Annotated in this window: 15 protein-coding genes and 1 tRNA gene; 6 read left to right on the forward strand and 10 right to left on the reverse strand. The window is 60.6% G+C overall.

Translation table 11 applies throughout. The features are described 5' to 3' along the window. The first annotated feature begins 33 nt into the window (after nucleotides 1-33). The gene (locus V8J81_RS13635) at nucleotides 34-762 is read left to right on the forward strand and encodes an SDR family oxidoreductase (RefSeq protein WP_368476299.1); all 729 of its coding nucleotides are present in this window, start codon (nucleotides 34-36) and stop codon (nucleotides 760-762) included. 86 nt (nucleotides 763-848) lie between these two features. Here the strand turns inward: V8J81_RS13635 and V8J81_RS13640 are convergent, their stop codons facing one another. The 3 genes from V8J81_RS13640 to V8J81_RS13650 are packed head-to-tail and all read right to left on the reverse strand — an operon-like array spanning nucleotide 849 to nucleotide 2928. Then, nucleotides 849-1280, reverse strand: coding sequence for a nuclear transport factor 2 family protein (locus tag V8J81_RS13640; protein WP_368476300.1), 432 nt, complete (start codon nucleotides 1278-1280; stop codon nucleotides 849-851). Then, nucleotides 1241-2005, reverse strand: coding sequence for a TIGR02186 family protein (locus V8J81_RS13645; RefSeq protein ID WP_368476301.1), 765 nt, complete (start codon nucleotides 2003-2005; stop codon nucleotides 1241-1243). Before V8J81_RS13645 ends, V8J81_RS13640 begins: the two co-directional genes overlap by 40 nt. Continuing rightward, the gene (locus V8J81_RS13650; RefSeq protein WP_368476302.1) at nucleotides 2002-2928 is read right to left on the reverse strand and encodes a sulfite exporter TauE/SafE family protein; all 927 of its coding nucleotides are present in this window, start codon (nucleotides 2926-2928) and stop codon (nucleotides 2002-2004) included. The genes V8J81_RS13645 and V8J81_RS13650 overlap by 4 nt, the downstream gene beginning before the upstream one ends. 252 nt (nucleotides 2929-3180) lie before the next feature. On the opposite strand from V8J81_RS13650, the gene V8J81_RS13655 reads away from it, so the two are divergent. Then, nucleotides 3181-3720 carry an RNA polymerase sigma factor gene (locus V8J81_RS13655; protein WP_368476303.1) on the forward strand — a complete coding sequence of 180 codons (540 nt, stop codon included), beginning with the start codon at nucleotides 3181-3183 and terminating at the stop codon, nucleotides 3718-3720. Beyond that, complete coding sequence (locus V8J81_RS13660) at nucleotides 3717-5846, forward strand: vWA domain-containing protein (RefSeq protein WP_368476304.1); 2130 nt, start codon at nucleotides 3717-3719, stop codon at nucleotides 5844-5846. Before V8J81_RS13655 ends, V8J81_RS13660 begins: the two co-directional genes overlap by 4 nt. A gap of 49 nt (nucleotides 5847-5895) precedes the next feature. Here V8J81_RS13660 and V8J81_RS13665 read toward each other — a convergent pair whose 3' ends face one another. The 3 genes from V8J81_RS13665 to V8J81_RS13675 form a co-directional block, all read right to left on the reverse strand. After that, complete coding sequence (locus V8J81_RS13665) at nucleotides 5896-6666, reverse strand: hydroxypyruvate isomerase family protein (RefSeq protein WP_368476305.1); 771 nt, start codon at nucleotides 6664-6666, stop codon at nucleotides 5896-5898. 282 nt (nucleotides 6667-6948) lie between these two features. Continuing rightward, nucleotides 6949-7024: transfer RNA gene (locus V8J81_RS13670), tRNA-Ala, on the reverse strand. An 85-nt stretch (nucleotides 7025-7109) separates the two neighbouring features. After that, nucleotides 7110-7451: a TIGR02300 family protein gene (locus V8J81_RS13675; RefSeq protein ID WP_368476306.1), complete on the reverse strand. Its 342-nt coding sequence runs from the start codon at nucleotides 7449-7451 to the stop codon at nucleotides 7110-7112. A gap of 99 nt (nucleotides 7452-7550) precedes the next feature. On the opposite strand from V8J81_RS13675, the gene V8J81_RS13680 reads away from it, so the two are divergent. From V8J81_RS13680 to V8J81_RS13690, 3 genes are all read left to right on the forward strand, one after another. Further along, complete coding sequence (locus V8J81_RS13680) at nucleotides 7551-8267, forward strand: M48 family metallopeptidase (RefSeq protein ID WP_368476307.1); 717 nt, start codon at nucleotides 7551-7553, stop codon at nucleotides 8265-8267. A gap of 1 nt (nucleotide 8268) precedes the next feature. Further along, nucleotides 8269-8922, forward strand: a complete 654-nt coding sequence (locus tag V8J81_RS13685) for a GntR family transcriptional regulator (protein ID WP_368476308.1) — start codon at nucleotides 8269-8271, stop codon at nucleotides 8920-8922. Between the two features lie 67 nt (nucleotides 8923-8989). Then, entirely contained in the window at nucleotides 8990-9406 is a 417-nt protein-coding gene (locus V8J81_RS13690; RefSeq protein WP_368476309.1) for a hypothetical protein, read from the forward strand. On the opposite strand, the gene lpdA is transcribed toward V8J81_RS13690, so the two are convergent. The 4 genes from lpdA to V8J81_RS13710 all read right to left on the reverse strand — a co-directional run bounded on the left by lpdA (nucleotide 9407) and on the right by V8J81_RS13710 (nucleotide 12267). Further along, complete coding sequence (lpdA, locus tag V8J81_RS13695) at nucleotides 9407-10795, reverse strand: dihydrolipoyl dehydrogenase (protein WP_368476310.1); 1389 nt, start codon at nucleotides 10793-10795, stop codon at nucleotides 9407-9409. It abuts the gene before it with no gap. 135 nt (nucleotides 10796-10930) lie between these two features. After that, the gene (locus tag V8J81_RS13700) at nucleotides 10931-11275 is read right to left on the reverse strand and encodes a hypothetical protein (protein ID WP_368476311.1); all 345 of its coding nucleotides are present in this window, start codon (nucleotides 11273-11275) and stop codon (nucleotides 10931-10933) included. Continuing rightward, nucleotides 11275-11688 carry an MAPEG family protein gene (locus V8J81_RS13705; RefSeq protein WP_368476312.1) on the reverse strand — a complete coding sequence of 138 codons (414 nt, stop codon included), beginning with the start codon at nucleotides 11686-11688 and terminating at the stop codon, nucleotides 11275-11277. The genes V8J81_RS13700 and V8J81_RS13705 overlap by 1 nt, the downstream gene beginning before the upstream one ends. Before the next feature lie 51 nt (nucleotides 11689-11739). Then, nucleotides 11740-12267: a peptide-methionine (R)-S-oxide reductase gene (locus V8J81_RS13710; protein WP_368476313.1), complete on the reverse strand. Its 528-nt coding sequence runs from the start codon at nucleotides 12265-12267 to the stop codon at nucleotides 11740-11742. Nucleotides 12268-12352 lie beyond the last annotated feature (85 nt).

The raw sequence follows: 12352 nt of genomic DNA on the forward strand, positions 1-12352 counted from the left end.
AGAACTACAGGTTCACTACAGGATCAGGCACCCATGAAAACCATCCTCATTACCGGCGCCAGCAGCGGCATCGGCCACGCCACAGCCCGCGTTTTTCTCGAAGATGGATGGCACGTCGGCCTCCTCGCGCGCCGCGCCGAACCGCTTGCGGAACTGGCAGCAAAACATGAAAACGCCCTCGCTCTACCCGGCGACGTGACCGATTTAGGTCAAGTCGAACAAGCGGTTGCGCAGCTCGTCGGGAAATGGGGCCGCCTCGATGCAGTCTTCAACAATGCAGGAATCTTTTCGCCCCAAGGCACGATCGACGAGATCGACCCCACCGACTGGCACAATTCCGTCGCCGTGAACTTGACCGGCATGTTCAACACCGCCCGCGCAGCCTTTGCCGCCATGCGAACCCAATCCCCCCAAGGCGGCCGCATCATCAACAACGGCTCGCTTTCGGCGCACACGCCACGCGAAGGAAGCATCTGTTATACAACAACAAAACACGGCGTGACGGGTCTGACAAAGACCCTTGCGCTCGACGGTCGTCCCTTCAATATCGCCGCTTGCCAGATCGATATCGGCAACGCCAAAACGGATCTCGTCGAAAAGCTCAACGACCGCCTCCTCGCTGACGGCAAACCACTTTTGCCGATGATGGATGTCGAAGACGTCGCCCGCTCGGTCCTGCACATGGCGAACATGCCACCCAGCGCCAATGTCCTCTTCCAAACTGTGATGGCCACCAACATGCCCTATGTCGGCCGCGGATAGTCTCCGGATCAGCCAGCCTCCCAAAGAATTTTCATACTTTCAATGAATTCGGTCACTTAACCCTATTGCTCAACCTTGAGCAGCGGCTAATCCCCCGGCATCCGCACCCATTGCCGTCGCCAATCCGGGGCCTCGAAAGGATCCGGCCAGAACTCGCGCTGAAGCGCAATCAGATCGCCACGCACCGTGTGAAAGGTGATCGCAGTGGCCCGCATCTCACCATCGCTGACACCGACCTCTGTGACGATCTGATCCCCTTCCCCGACGATCCGCCGCAAATCGAAGGTCCACAATCCACTCGCCGGATAGGCCGTGTTGATCGCCGCAAAGTTCTCGCGGCCTTCGATCATCTCTTCGGATTGTGGCCATTGAAGACGAAAATCCTCAGTCAAACAAAGGCTGGCCGCGTGAAAGTCATTGCTGGCCATCGCCTTCCAGAACCGGCGAACGACAGCTTGGGCGGCGGCGGACACCGCCTTCAGGCCCGGATATAGCGGAAGACGGCTGAGGCTAACCACCCAGCCGCAATGGCAATGGCGAGCGAAAGGATGCCGTACACCAACGGCCGTTCGTGGGCGAGATTGTAGATAAACCGTTCTATGCCGACTTTTCGCACCGCAATATCCTGCTCATACACGTCGAGGACTTCGCCCCCACGCGTCAAGAATATGCGTGTACGGTAGTCTCCTTCAACAAGGTTTGCAGGCAAACGGATGGATGTGTCGAACAATGTTTCGTTACGGAGGGTCACGCCGCCTTCGATGGACTGATACAAATCCTCGGATTCTCGTATACGGATCAAAGCGTTGGTGAATTCCTCAGGGTGCTCTACGCCGGTGCCAACCGCCCGAATCGCGCGCGAGATCGAAACATGGTGGCGCAGGTCTTCCACCTGACTTAACGCGTCTGCCATCGTTCCCGTTGTGGCCACGGCGTAGAAAGAGGGGGCTTCGTCCACCTCGATTGAGGCCGCATTCACCCAAATCCCAAAGCGTCTGTCCTTGCGCCGAACGGCCACAGGTTCGCTTGGACCTTCAATCGTGATGATGACCTCAAGGTCGCCCTCGGGCGAGGGGGCATCGCGCTCGACGGCTCCGAAGATCAAGATCTCGGAGCCAACGAAATTCGCGGTGATGTTGATCGCATCCCGGCTGAGGCCCGCCACAACCGTTTCAGCGCGCAAGGGCAGGCAAACTGCGAGGAGGGCTGCAAGCCCGAGGAGGGTTTGAACAGCGCGTCTCAATGGGCCGCTCCCGCGCCAATCGAGTAGAGCTCAGAGGGCATGACCAGCAGATCGAACGCGAGCTTTCCACACACCGCAAGCACCATGATCGCGAGCAGAATACGCAGCTGTTCCGCCTTCAACCGTGTCCCGATCCGCGCGCCGATCTGTGCGCCGATAACGCCGCCGACCAGCAACAGAACTGCCAGCACCATATCGACCGTGAAGTTCGTGGTCGCATGCATCAGAGTGGCGAATCCGGTTACAAAGATGATCTGGAACAGTGAGGTTCCGACCACAACTTTCGTCGGCATTCCAAGAAGATAGATCATGGCAGGCACCATGATAAAACCGCCACCCACACCCATGATGGCTGCCAAGACACCGACGAACAGGCCGACCAGAAGCGGCGGGATCACGGAGATATAAAGGCCCGATGTCCGGAACCGCATTTTGAAAGGCAGCGCGTCGATCCAGCCGCGTTGGCGACGCTTGGGCACAGCCGCTTCACCGCCCGGCGCGCGCGCTTTGCGGATGGCATTCAGGCTCTCAAAGAACATCAGCCCGCCGATGATGCCCAGAAACACCACGTAGCAAAGCTTAACCAGCAGATCGACTTGCCCGATGGCAGTCAGGGCCGCAAACACCTGCACGCCGATCGCGGCCCCGACAAGGCCGCCAATCAACAAGACGACCCCCATTTTGAGGTCCACCGTTTTTCGTTTGAAATGGGCCAGCACGCCCGAAAACGACGACGCGACGATCTGATTGGCCTCAGTCGCCACGGCCACTGCGGGCGGAATGCCGATAAAAAACAGAAGCGGGGTCATCAGGAACCCACCGCCGACGCCAAACATGCCCGACAGAATGCCGACGAGCCCACCCAGCCCCAGCAGAAGGAAAGCGTTCACGCTCACCTCGGCGATGGGTAGGTAGATCTGCATGGGCTTTAGGCTTTCGTTGAGTCGCGTCGCGTGTACCCCGGCTAACGGGATTCTGCACTGCGGCACCATGGCCAATCACGGCAATAGACTCAGCCAATGGGGCAGTGTCTTCGTGTGGGACGGAGTGCCGCCTCTCGTCAAGGCTATTTTGAGAACATGGGTCTCAATTATCTATATCCCGGTTTTATAGTTTTTTTCTGAATTGAACCCAAGGATCAAGCCGCGTGCTGCGTCATAGGGTATGAGATGCGCATGGATGTGAGTGACGAAGATCTGGCCCTTGCGGCGGCTGGCGGCGATGCGACCGCGTTCGAGCTTTTGCTTGGGCGGGTCTACGACCGTCTGTTCGCGCTCTGCTTTCGGCTGACCGGCGCACAGGCCGAGGCGGAGGATCTGACGCAGGACATCTGCCTCGCCCTGCCCGCCAAGCTCGCCGGGTATCGCGGAGATGCGAAGATCACGACCTGGCTTTACCGCGTCGCCATGAACGCGGCGACCGACCGGCGCAGGCGTGCGGCGAGCTATGCGCGGGCCACCGATGGGTGGGCGGATGTGGAGATTGATCGCCAGAAGGGCGCGGTGGAAGCGGCTGAAGGCACTGAATGGCTCTACCGCGCGATGGCGGGTTTGAGCCCGAGTTTACGGGACACGCTGGCACTGGTGCTGGATGATGTCACCCATGCAGAGGCGGCTGAGATCCTTGGAACCACTGAGGGAACGATCAGCTGGCGCGTAGCCGAAGCGAAGAAAAAGCTGCGCGAGATGAGAGTATTAGAGGAGGAGGGCCAATGACCTCCCGCGATGAATTCAACGATCTGAAACGCGCGATGGCCGACGCCACGCCTCCGCCCGATGCCGCGCGCAAGGCAGCCAATCTGGCGCAAGCGCAGGAAATTTTCGCCCGCACCCAAGGATCGCTGCAACAGGCCCGTCAAAGCTCTGACCCTTCCCCGAAGAAGGGATTTTTCAAAGGAGCTTTTGATATGCTTTTGACCCGCACCACTGGCGCATTGACCGCCACAACCGCATTGGTCGCCGTCGGCGTCCTGACGCTTAGCCCCGTCGGGCAAGACCTTCTGCGTGGGCCTACGACTCTCTCGGAGCCGGGTATCAGCGAGGTTGATCTGGCTCCGTCCGAGGCGGAGACAGGATCGGTCCCGGCAGCACAGGCAGAAGAAGCCATTTTGGATGACGTGGCTCTGGCCCCTGTCAGTTCGGATGGCGACGCTGCGGGTGCGCCCGCGCCTGAACCTGTACCGGCGGTTGAGCCTCGCTTAGAGATCGCGGACACGGAAGCCGCGCCAGAAATCGCGCGACCACGGATTGCTTCACCCAACGGCTACAATGCCACGACAGGCGAAACGACTGGCGCTTTGGACGGCTTGCTTTCGCTTGAGGAATCGGGCGCTGGCGCGATCACACAATTCGGCACCGGAAATACAGCGGCGCTTCAACAGGAAGGTCGCGTTGCGACCGGGATTTTCCAGGATGTCGCCCCGCTTCCGGCACCGCAGAACACCGAAGAATTCGCCAATGCTGATGACAACCCGGTGCAGGTTGTGGCTGAAAACCCGGTCTCCACCTTCTCAAGCGACGTCGACACCGCGGCTTATTCCCTGCTGCGTTCCTCCCTGAACCGGGGGCAATTGCCCAACCCCGATGCCATCCGCATCGAGGAGATGATGAACTATTTCCCCTACGACCTGCCCGCACCGGACGCAGATGATGTCAGCCCCTTCCAACCCACGGTGGAGGTCTTCCAGACCCCGTGGAACCCCGACACACAATTGGTTCATATCGGCATTCAGGGTGAATTGCCCGCCATTGAGGATCGTCCACCACTGAATCTTGTTTTCTTGATCGACACGTCGGGCTCAATGAACGACCCGACCAAGCTGCCGCTGCTGATCCAGTCCTTCCGCCTGATGCTTGACCGTCTGAACCCCGACGATCAGGTCGCTATCGTGACCTATGCGGGCTCTGCCGGTGTGGCGCTGGCGCCGACTGCGGCCAGCGACACAGCCACGATTTCCGCCGCGTTGACCGCGTTGCAGGCCGGGGGTGGCACCAATGGTGTGGGCGGTTTGCAGGCAGCGTACGACTTGGCGGCTGAGATGACCGAGGATGGCGAAGTGTCCCGCGTTTTGCTGGCCACCGATGGCGATTTCAACGTCGGCATTAGCGACCCGGACGCGCTGGAGGACTACATCAGCGAGCAGCGTGAAACCGGCATCTACCTGTCCGTCCTCGGCTTTGGGCGCGGCAATCTGCAGGACGACACGATGCAGGCGCTGGCGCAGAACGGGAACGGCACGGCGGCCTATATCGACACCCTGCACGAGGCGCAGCGCGTGCTGGTGGATCAACTGGCTGGGGCGCTGTTCCCTATTGCCGACGACCTGAAGATTCAGGTTGAGTTCAACCCGGAGGTCATCGCCGAATACCGACTGATCGGCTACGAGACGCGCGGTCTGGCCCGTGAGGATTTTGCCAACGACGCCGTCGATGCGGGAGAGTTGGGCGCGGGCCATTCGGTGACAGCGATCTACGAGGTCACGCCGGTCGGCTCCCCCGCCACGCTGGTCGCACCCCTGCGCTATGCGGCGGACGATGGGGCAGAGACGGAATTCGGCGATGAGCTCGGCTTCATCTCTCTCCGCTGGAAGGAACCGGGCGAGGATGAGAGCACGCTGGTCGATTTCGCCATCCCCGCCGCCGCGTCCGAGCCGGGGCAAGAGGCGCAATTCGCCGCCGCCATTGCGGGGTTCGGCCAGCTTCTGCGCGGGAATGAGTTCCTTGGCGACTGGGGCTATGACGAGGCCATCGCACTCGCCAATGCGAACCGCGGCGAAGACGAGTTCGGCTATCGGCAAGAGGCCGTGCAATTGATGCGGCTGGCCCAAAGCCTTTCCCAATAAACCCTTTTCCATGACGCTCAGGCGCCCGGTGCTTCACGGCCCGGGCGTCTTATTCTGTGAAAGTCGGGTCGCTGAGCCATTCCAGCGTCGCCTCGGTCGGGCCACTCGGTTTGTATTCCGCCCCAAGGGGAACCTCCCACCCAAGTGCGCGAATATGCCGGAAGATGTGCGAGTAGTTGACCTCACCCTGATCGGGCGCGCCACGGTCGGGGACGGAGGCGAACTGGATATGGCCGGTAATCGGGAGGCAGTCCGCTAGAAGCCGTGTCAGATCGCCCTGCATGATCTGCAAATGGTAGCAATCAAACATCAGCTTGAGGTTTGGAGCCGCGACAGCGTCGATGATCTGACGGGCCTTGTGTGTGGTCTGAAGGTGGTAGCCGGGCGCATCGTATGTATTGAGCGGCTCAATCAGGATCGTAAGGCCATGGGGCGCGGCCTGCGCGCAAGCGTAGGTGAGATTGTCAATGAAAGTGGCGTCCGCCTCTGAACCTTGGGCGAACCCGGCCATGACGTGGATATTCTGTCCGCCGATTGCGTTTGCGTAGTCGATGGCCTGATCAATCGCAGCACGCGCCTCCACCTCGCGGCCCGGCAAGGCGGAGAGGCCGTTTTCACCGGCGGCAGTGTCGCCGCGGATTGTGTTGAGCCCGAGCATGGGCAGGCCGGTCTCTTGCAACGCGGCGGCTATGTCGGCTACCGGAGTTTCATAGGGCCAATGGCATTCAACAGCGTCGAAACCCGCTTTCTTGGCGGCACGGATGGCATCGGGGAGCGACAGGTCGGCCCAGAGAAAGCCGAGATTTGCTGAGAAAGGCATGGGAGCCGGGTTAGCCGGAGCAAATGGTTTTGTCTATCTGGAGGGGTTCGGCCTTTCGGGAGCCTTTCTTTGAAAAGCCCCTGTCGGCCGCCACCCGCGAAGCGGGTCTTGGTGGAGCCTAGCGGGATCGAACCGCTGACCCAAGCGTCCCGCAAGGGCGCAAGGGTCATGCGTTAGCCGTGGTGCAAACCATAAAAAGCGGGATAATTGTTTGGCCTTTCGGGAGCTTTTCTTCGAAAAGCCCCTGTCGGCCGACGCGCTTTTTGCTTTGCGAAAAGCGCTTGGTGGAGCCTAGCGGGATCGAACCGCTGACCTCCTGCATGCCATGCAGGCGCTCTCCCAGCTGAGCTAAGGCCCCATCGGTGGTGCGGTTTAAGGCCGGGCGGCGGACCGTGCAAGCGAAAAAATCGCCCCGGCCTGCCGTGCCCCGGCCTTATCCCTAATCAGTCGTCGTCGCTGCCTTCGGCGGCAACATCGGCCAGATCGTCGAGGGCGACGGTATCTTCGTCGTCATCGTCCAGCACATCATCATCATCGATGTCCGCCTCGGCATCTTCTTCGATATCGAGGTCGTCATCGAGGACCAGATCTTCTTCCTCGGTCTCCGCTTCCTTGGCTTTGGTCGCGGATTTGTCGGCGACAAGGCTCTGCGCGCCGCCTTTGCCGGTCTCAAGGATCACAACTTCGCCGGTATAGGGGCTGACGATCGGGTCAGCGCCAAGATCGTAGAAGCGTTTTCCAGTGGTGGGGCAGACGCGCTTAACGCCCCATTCCTCTTTGGGCATGACACCCCCTTGCATAATCGGTATCGCGGGATGCGGTCCTCTGCCATAGTGTCAGAGGACTGTCAAAGGCTTTCCCCAAACCCGCCTGAGAGGTGTCAGTTGGCCACGCGCACGCCCGTTTCAACCCATGTGCTTCCCGGCGATCCGCCGGTTGAGGTTTTGGTGCGCCGGAATGCACGTGCAAAACGGTTTTCATTGCGGGTCAGCCGGGCCGATGGGCGGGTGTCCTTGAGCTTGCCGACATGGGCACCAGAGGCTGAAGCTTTGGCCTTTCTGCGGGCGCGGGAGGATTGGGTGCGGCAGCATTTGCAGCGTGCGCCAGAGGTGCAGCGGGCGCAGATTGGGGCGCAGGTTCCGATCTGTGGCGTGCCGCGTGAGGTTGTGGCCGGATCAGGCCGTGCGGCGCGGTTCACCGATGGCCGGATCGAAGTGCCTGAAGGCGCGCGCGAAGGCCCGCGCATCAAGGCCCTGCTGACAGCTTTGGCACGCGAGCGGCTGACGGCTGCGGTTGCGCGTCACGCAAGCGCCCTTTGCCGCCCCTATGGCCGCATCACACTACGCGATCCCCGGTCCCGCTGGGGGAGTTGTTCGTCCAAAGGGGACCTCATGTTTTCGTGGCGGCTGATCATGGCTCCGCCGGAGGTGCTTGACTACGTCGCCGCGCACGAAGTCGCCCACCTGGCCGAGATGAACCATTCGGATCGATTCTGGGCGGTGTGCAGGCGTCTTTGCCCGGAAACCGACACCCATCGCCGCTGGATCAAGCAATATGGTGCGGACCTTCTGGCCTGGCGTTTTGACGGAGACACGACCTGACATGCTGATGAACCCCCGCCCGACCGAAACCGGCGCCGCCGTCGCCCATGACCGCGTCTACCGCGCCCTGCGCACGCGCATCATGTACGGCGAGGTGGGGCCGGGCGAAGCGATGACCCTGCGCGGCCTGGGAAAGGAATTCGGCACGTCGATGACCCCCGCGCGAGAGGCTGTACGCCGCCTGGTCAGCGAGGGGGCGCTGTTCCTGTCTACCTCTGGCCGTGTCTCGACGCCCGAATTGTCCAACGAGCGCATCGAGGAGCTGGCCGCAATTCGCGCTTTGCTAGAGCCGGAATTGGCTTCGCGCGCCCTACCTCGCGCGCACCCTGCATTGATCGAGCGGATGGAGGCGATCAACGCCCAGATCGCGCAGGTCATCGCGCGGCGCGATGCGGTGGCCTATATCCGCACAAACCTAGAATTCCACCGCACTCTCTATTTGCGCGCCCAGGCCCCCGCGATGCTGGCACTGGCTGAAACGGTCTGGCTGCAAATGGGCCCAACGATGCGCGCGCTTTACGGGCGATTGGGCCGGACCGAGGCCCCGCCCCATCACAAGCTGATCCTTGCCGCGTTGAAGGCCGGGGATGAACCGGGGCTGCGCCTTGCCCTGCGGGCGGATGTGACACAAGGGCTCCGGCTTCTAGCGAACTAAGAGACCGCCGTTGGCGGAAACCCCTACTTGCCGCGGCGGGGCCCGCTTGGGACACTGGGCCATGTTCATGACGATGAAATTGCCGCTCTGCGCGGCGCTTGGGGCCTTGGCCCTATTTGCACCAACCCTCGCCTCTGCGGATAGCCTGTGGCGCTTGGCCGATGGGTCAATTCTCCGACTGACCGATGCGGGGCAGTCTCGCATTCTCCGCTATGTCACGCCAAGCGAAGAGGCGGCTTATGCGGGCGAATTTCCTAATGCGACGCTATTTCAAGGCCGCCTTGACGGAAGTAACCTGACCGGAGCGGTCATCACCCGCAGCGAAGTTTGCGGGGAAACGACCTACCCAGTCATCGGTCAAGTCGAGCAAGACCCCCTGAGAATTGTCTTGGCCGGTCAAAGCATTGTACGCAATTGCCTCATCCCGACTGCAAATGTTCGGGATGAGCGCTTGGTATTGGAATTTGTGGGGCCAGCCGACTGATCAGCTGTGGATCGGACCATCCCCGCAAGCGAGCGCCGCCTCGCGCACGGCTTCCGAATAGGTCGGATGCGCGTGGCAGGTCAGCGCCAGATCCTCGGCTGACGCACCGAACTCCATTGCAACGCAAACCTCATGGATCAAATCGCCCGCCATCGGCCCGATAATATGCGCGCCTAGAATGCGGTCGGTTTCCTTGTCAGCCAGCAGCTTCACTAAGCCATCGCCCGCGAAGTTCGCCTTGGCGCGGCCATTGCCCATGAAGCTGAATTTGCCGACTTTGTAGGCGCGGCCCGCTTCTTTTAGGCTTTCCTCAGTCTCACCTACTGTGGAAACCTCAGGGTGCGTGTAGATGACACCTGGGATCACGCCGTAATTCACATGACCATGCTTGCCCGCGGCAACTTCAGCCGCGGCCATGCCCTCATCCTCGGCCTTGTGCGCCAGCATTGGCCCTTTGATCGCATCGCCGATGGCCAAGATGCCCGGCACATTGGTGCGATATTGACCGTCCACTTCGATCTGGCCGCGGTCCGACATCTTCACTCCAAGCGCGTCTAGCCCCAGCCCGTCGGTGTAGGGCTTGCGACCTGTCGCAACGAGGACCACATCAGCATCCACCACCGCTTCGCTGTCATCCTTACGCAACTTGTAGGTGACCTTCGCCTTGGTCTTGGTGGCATCCACCTTCTGCACAGCCGCCCCAAGCACAAAATCAATGCCCTGCTTTTTGAGCGTCCGCTGGAACACCTTTGATACTTCCGCATCCATGCCCGGCGTGATGTGGTCGAGAAATTCGATAACCTGCACTTCTGTGCCGAGCCGCGCGTAGACCGAGCCCAATTCCAGCCCGATCACGCCAGCGCCGATCACCACCATCTTCTTGGGGATCTTCGGCAGGCTCAGTGCACCCTCGCTGTCGACCACAACCTTCTGGTCGATCTCGATCCCCGGCAGGCTCGATGGCTCTGACCCGGACGCGATGATGATGTGTTTGGCCTCGTGCACCTCATCGCCCACCTTCACCTTGCCCGCTTCAGGGATGGACCCCCACCCTTTCAGCCATTCGATCTTGTTCTTCTTGAACAGAAACTCAATGCCCTTGGTGTTTTGGCCAATCACATCCGTCTTGTAGGCCTGCATCTGTTTCCAGTCGACCGACGGGCTTTTGCCCTTCAGGCCCATCTTGGCGAAGTTGTGCTCGGCCTCATGCAACTGATGGCTGGCGTGCAACAACGCTTTGGAGGGGATACAGCCGATGTTAAGACAGGTTCCACCAAGCGTCTCACGCCCCTCAACACAAGCCGTCTTCAGACCCAACTGCGCGCACCGGATCGCGCAGACATATCCACCGGGGCCGGAGCCGATTACGATAACATCATAGCTGGACATGGGGGTCTCCTAGAGCGTGCTGATCGTTAGGCTGAACCTATGGAGCAGCAGCCCTCGCAACAACCCCAAGTTGACGAGCGCGCCTGCGTGTCGCGGGCTAATGTCTCGATCGGTGTCCGCTTGTGATCACAATTCTCAGCCGTGGCGTCGCAATGTAGGTCGCGGCAGCTCTCCACACCCGGCAAGCCATGAGATTAGAAACAGCGGAGCCACGCACAAAAGAAGTATGAAAACTGTCGCGCCGTCGCTTGGTTGTGTTGCGTAAATCAAAAGCATCAGGTCATCAAAGGTTGCGACCAACACACCTATGAACGCGGGGATTGCGATCCACGACCTTGCCAGCAACAGCCCAGCCATTGCACCCCAGGCGAGCATCAAATCCCATGGGATAAGGGGCCAATTCACATACGCGCCAAACAGCGACAGGCAGAAAAACAGCGCGAATAATGCTGTAAGACCAATACGCACCACCTTGGCCATCATCCGAACAAAGCTGCCAGAAGCATGGCCAAAGTCGCCAGAAAGCCGGCAAACCAGATGAAGCTGCGCCACGGCACCCAGCCGAATGCATAAGCTGGCACGTACAAGACCCGCGCCGCGAGGTAGATCCACGCGCAAGTAGCTGTGAGGGGTGACGATTGATCCCCAAGCGTGACCACAAACACCGCAATCGTGAACAGGATCAACGCCTCGAAATGATTGTTCATCGCGCGGATCAGGCGCCCGGTGCGCGGGCTGACCTGTTCCTCGATCGACCCACCGGACCGCCCCTTGTCACGCGGCGACAGGGTTTTGCCCGTTCCAACCTCTAAATTGGCGGGGATCGCCATGAGAGCAAATTGGAGCACCTGCAAAAGGCCCGCGAGGGCAAGAACCGTCAATTCGGGGGACATCACAATCTCCGCGTACCATTTATCGGCAATGTGCGCTGATCCCCCGCCGGGTCAACTGGCTTCGTCTGCTGCAAAGCTGAGGCTCGCGCCGTTGATGCAATGCAGCATCTCCCCCTGCACGATCAGGTAATGGCCGAGATGGCTGCCGCAGCGGCGGCAATGCACCTCGGTCACCTGACGGACCTCCTCGATCTCGGTCTCCGACATCTGCGCAGGCCATTCGTCGATGCCGAGCAGGACATTGTCGGGACGGGAATGGTGGAAGAAGACCCAGCCGATCAAGCGATTGGTCTTCTGATCGCTATCGTAAATGGTGAGGTTGCAGCCCTTACAGTGGTAATGGCCGGCCTCTTCTGATTGCCAGTAATCCGACGAAAAGCGCGGCTCCGTCCCGAATTCCCGCATGATGCGGTATTCGTCCTCAGTCAGCATCGCGCGCCATTCTTCCTCTGTGCGAGTGACCTCGTAAGCGAAGTCTTCGCTACCGGGGGCCTCCGTATGGGCCTTCGCCATGGGGGCAGCGAGCGCCGTTGCCGCAGCTGTCCCGAGGAAGGCCCGGCGGTTCGGGTGATGTGTCATGGGCGTGTCTCCTTGTCCTTCGGGCAAGGTGGCACGCGAGGGCGATCACTGGGAAAACACGAAGGCGGGAGGTGCCGGGGATGTG

The sequence above is a fragment of the Gymnodinialimonas sp. 202GB13-11 genome (assembly GCF_040932485.1).
Lineage (GTDB): Bacteria > Pseudomonadota > Alphaproteobacteria > Rhodobacterales > Rhodobacteraceae > Gymnodinialimonas > Gymnodinialimonas hymeniacidonis.

Bases quoted from the DNA above. Each gene is read 5' to 3' on its own strand.
- V8J81_RS13635 (WP_368476299.1), top strand. From the start codon at position 34: ATGAAAACCATCCTCATTACCGGCGCCAGCAGCGGCATCGGCCACGCC.
- V8J81_RS13650 (WP_368476302.1), bottom strand. From the start codon at position 2,928: ATGCAGATCTACCTACCCATCGCCGAGGTGAGCGTGAACGCTTTCCTT.
- V8J81_RS13665 (WP_368476305.1), bottom strand. From the start codon at position 6,666: ATGCCTTTCTCAGCAAATCTCGGCTTTCTCTGGGCCGACCTGTCGCTC.
- V8J81_RS13660 (WP_368476304.1), top strand. From the start codon at position 3,717: ATGACCTCCCGCGATGAATTCAACGATCTGAAACGCGCGATGGCCGAC.
- V8J81_RS13685 (WP_368476308.1), top strand. From the start codon at position 8,269: ATGCTGATGAACCCCCGCCCGACCGAAACCGGCGCCGCCGTCGCCCAT.
- V8J81_RS13700 (WP_368476311.1), bottom strand. From the start codon at position 11,275: ATGGCCAAGGTGGTGCGTATTGGTCTTACAGCATTATTCGCGCTGTTT.
- V8J81_RS13705 (WP_368476312.1), bottom strand. From the start codon at position 11,688: ATGTCCCCCGAATTGACGGTTCTTGCCCTCGCGGGCCTTTTGCAGGTG.
- V8J81_RS13655 (WP_368476303.1), top strand. From the start codon at position 3,181: ATGGATGTGAGTGACGAAGATCTGGCCCTTGCGGCGGCTGGCGGCGAT.
- lpdA (WP_368476310.1), bottom strand. From the start codon at position 10,795: ATGTCCAGCTATGATGTTATCGTAATCGGCTCCGGCCCCGGTGGATAT.
- V8J81_RS13690 (WP_368476309.1), top strand. From the start codon at position 8,990: ATGACGATGAAATTGCCGCTCTGCGCGGCGCTTGGGGCCTTGGCCCTA.
- V8J81_RS13675 (WP_368476306.1), bottom strand. From the start codon at position 7,451: ATGCCCAAAGAGGAATGGGGCGTTAAGCGCGTCTGCCCCACCACTGGA.
- V8J81_RS13710 (WP_368476313.1), bottom strand. From the start codon at position 12,267: ATGACACATCACCCGAACCGCCGGGCCTTCCTCGGGACAGCTGCGGCA.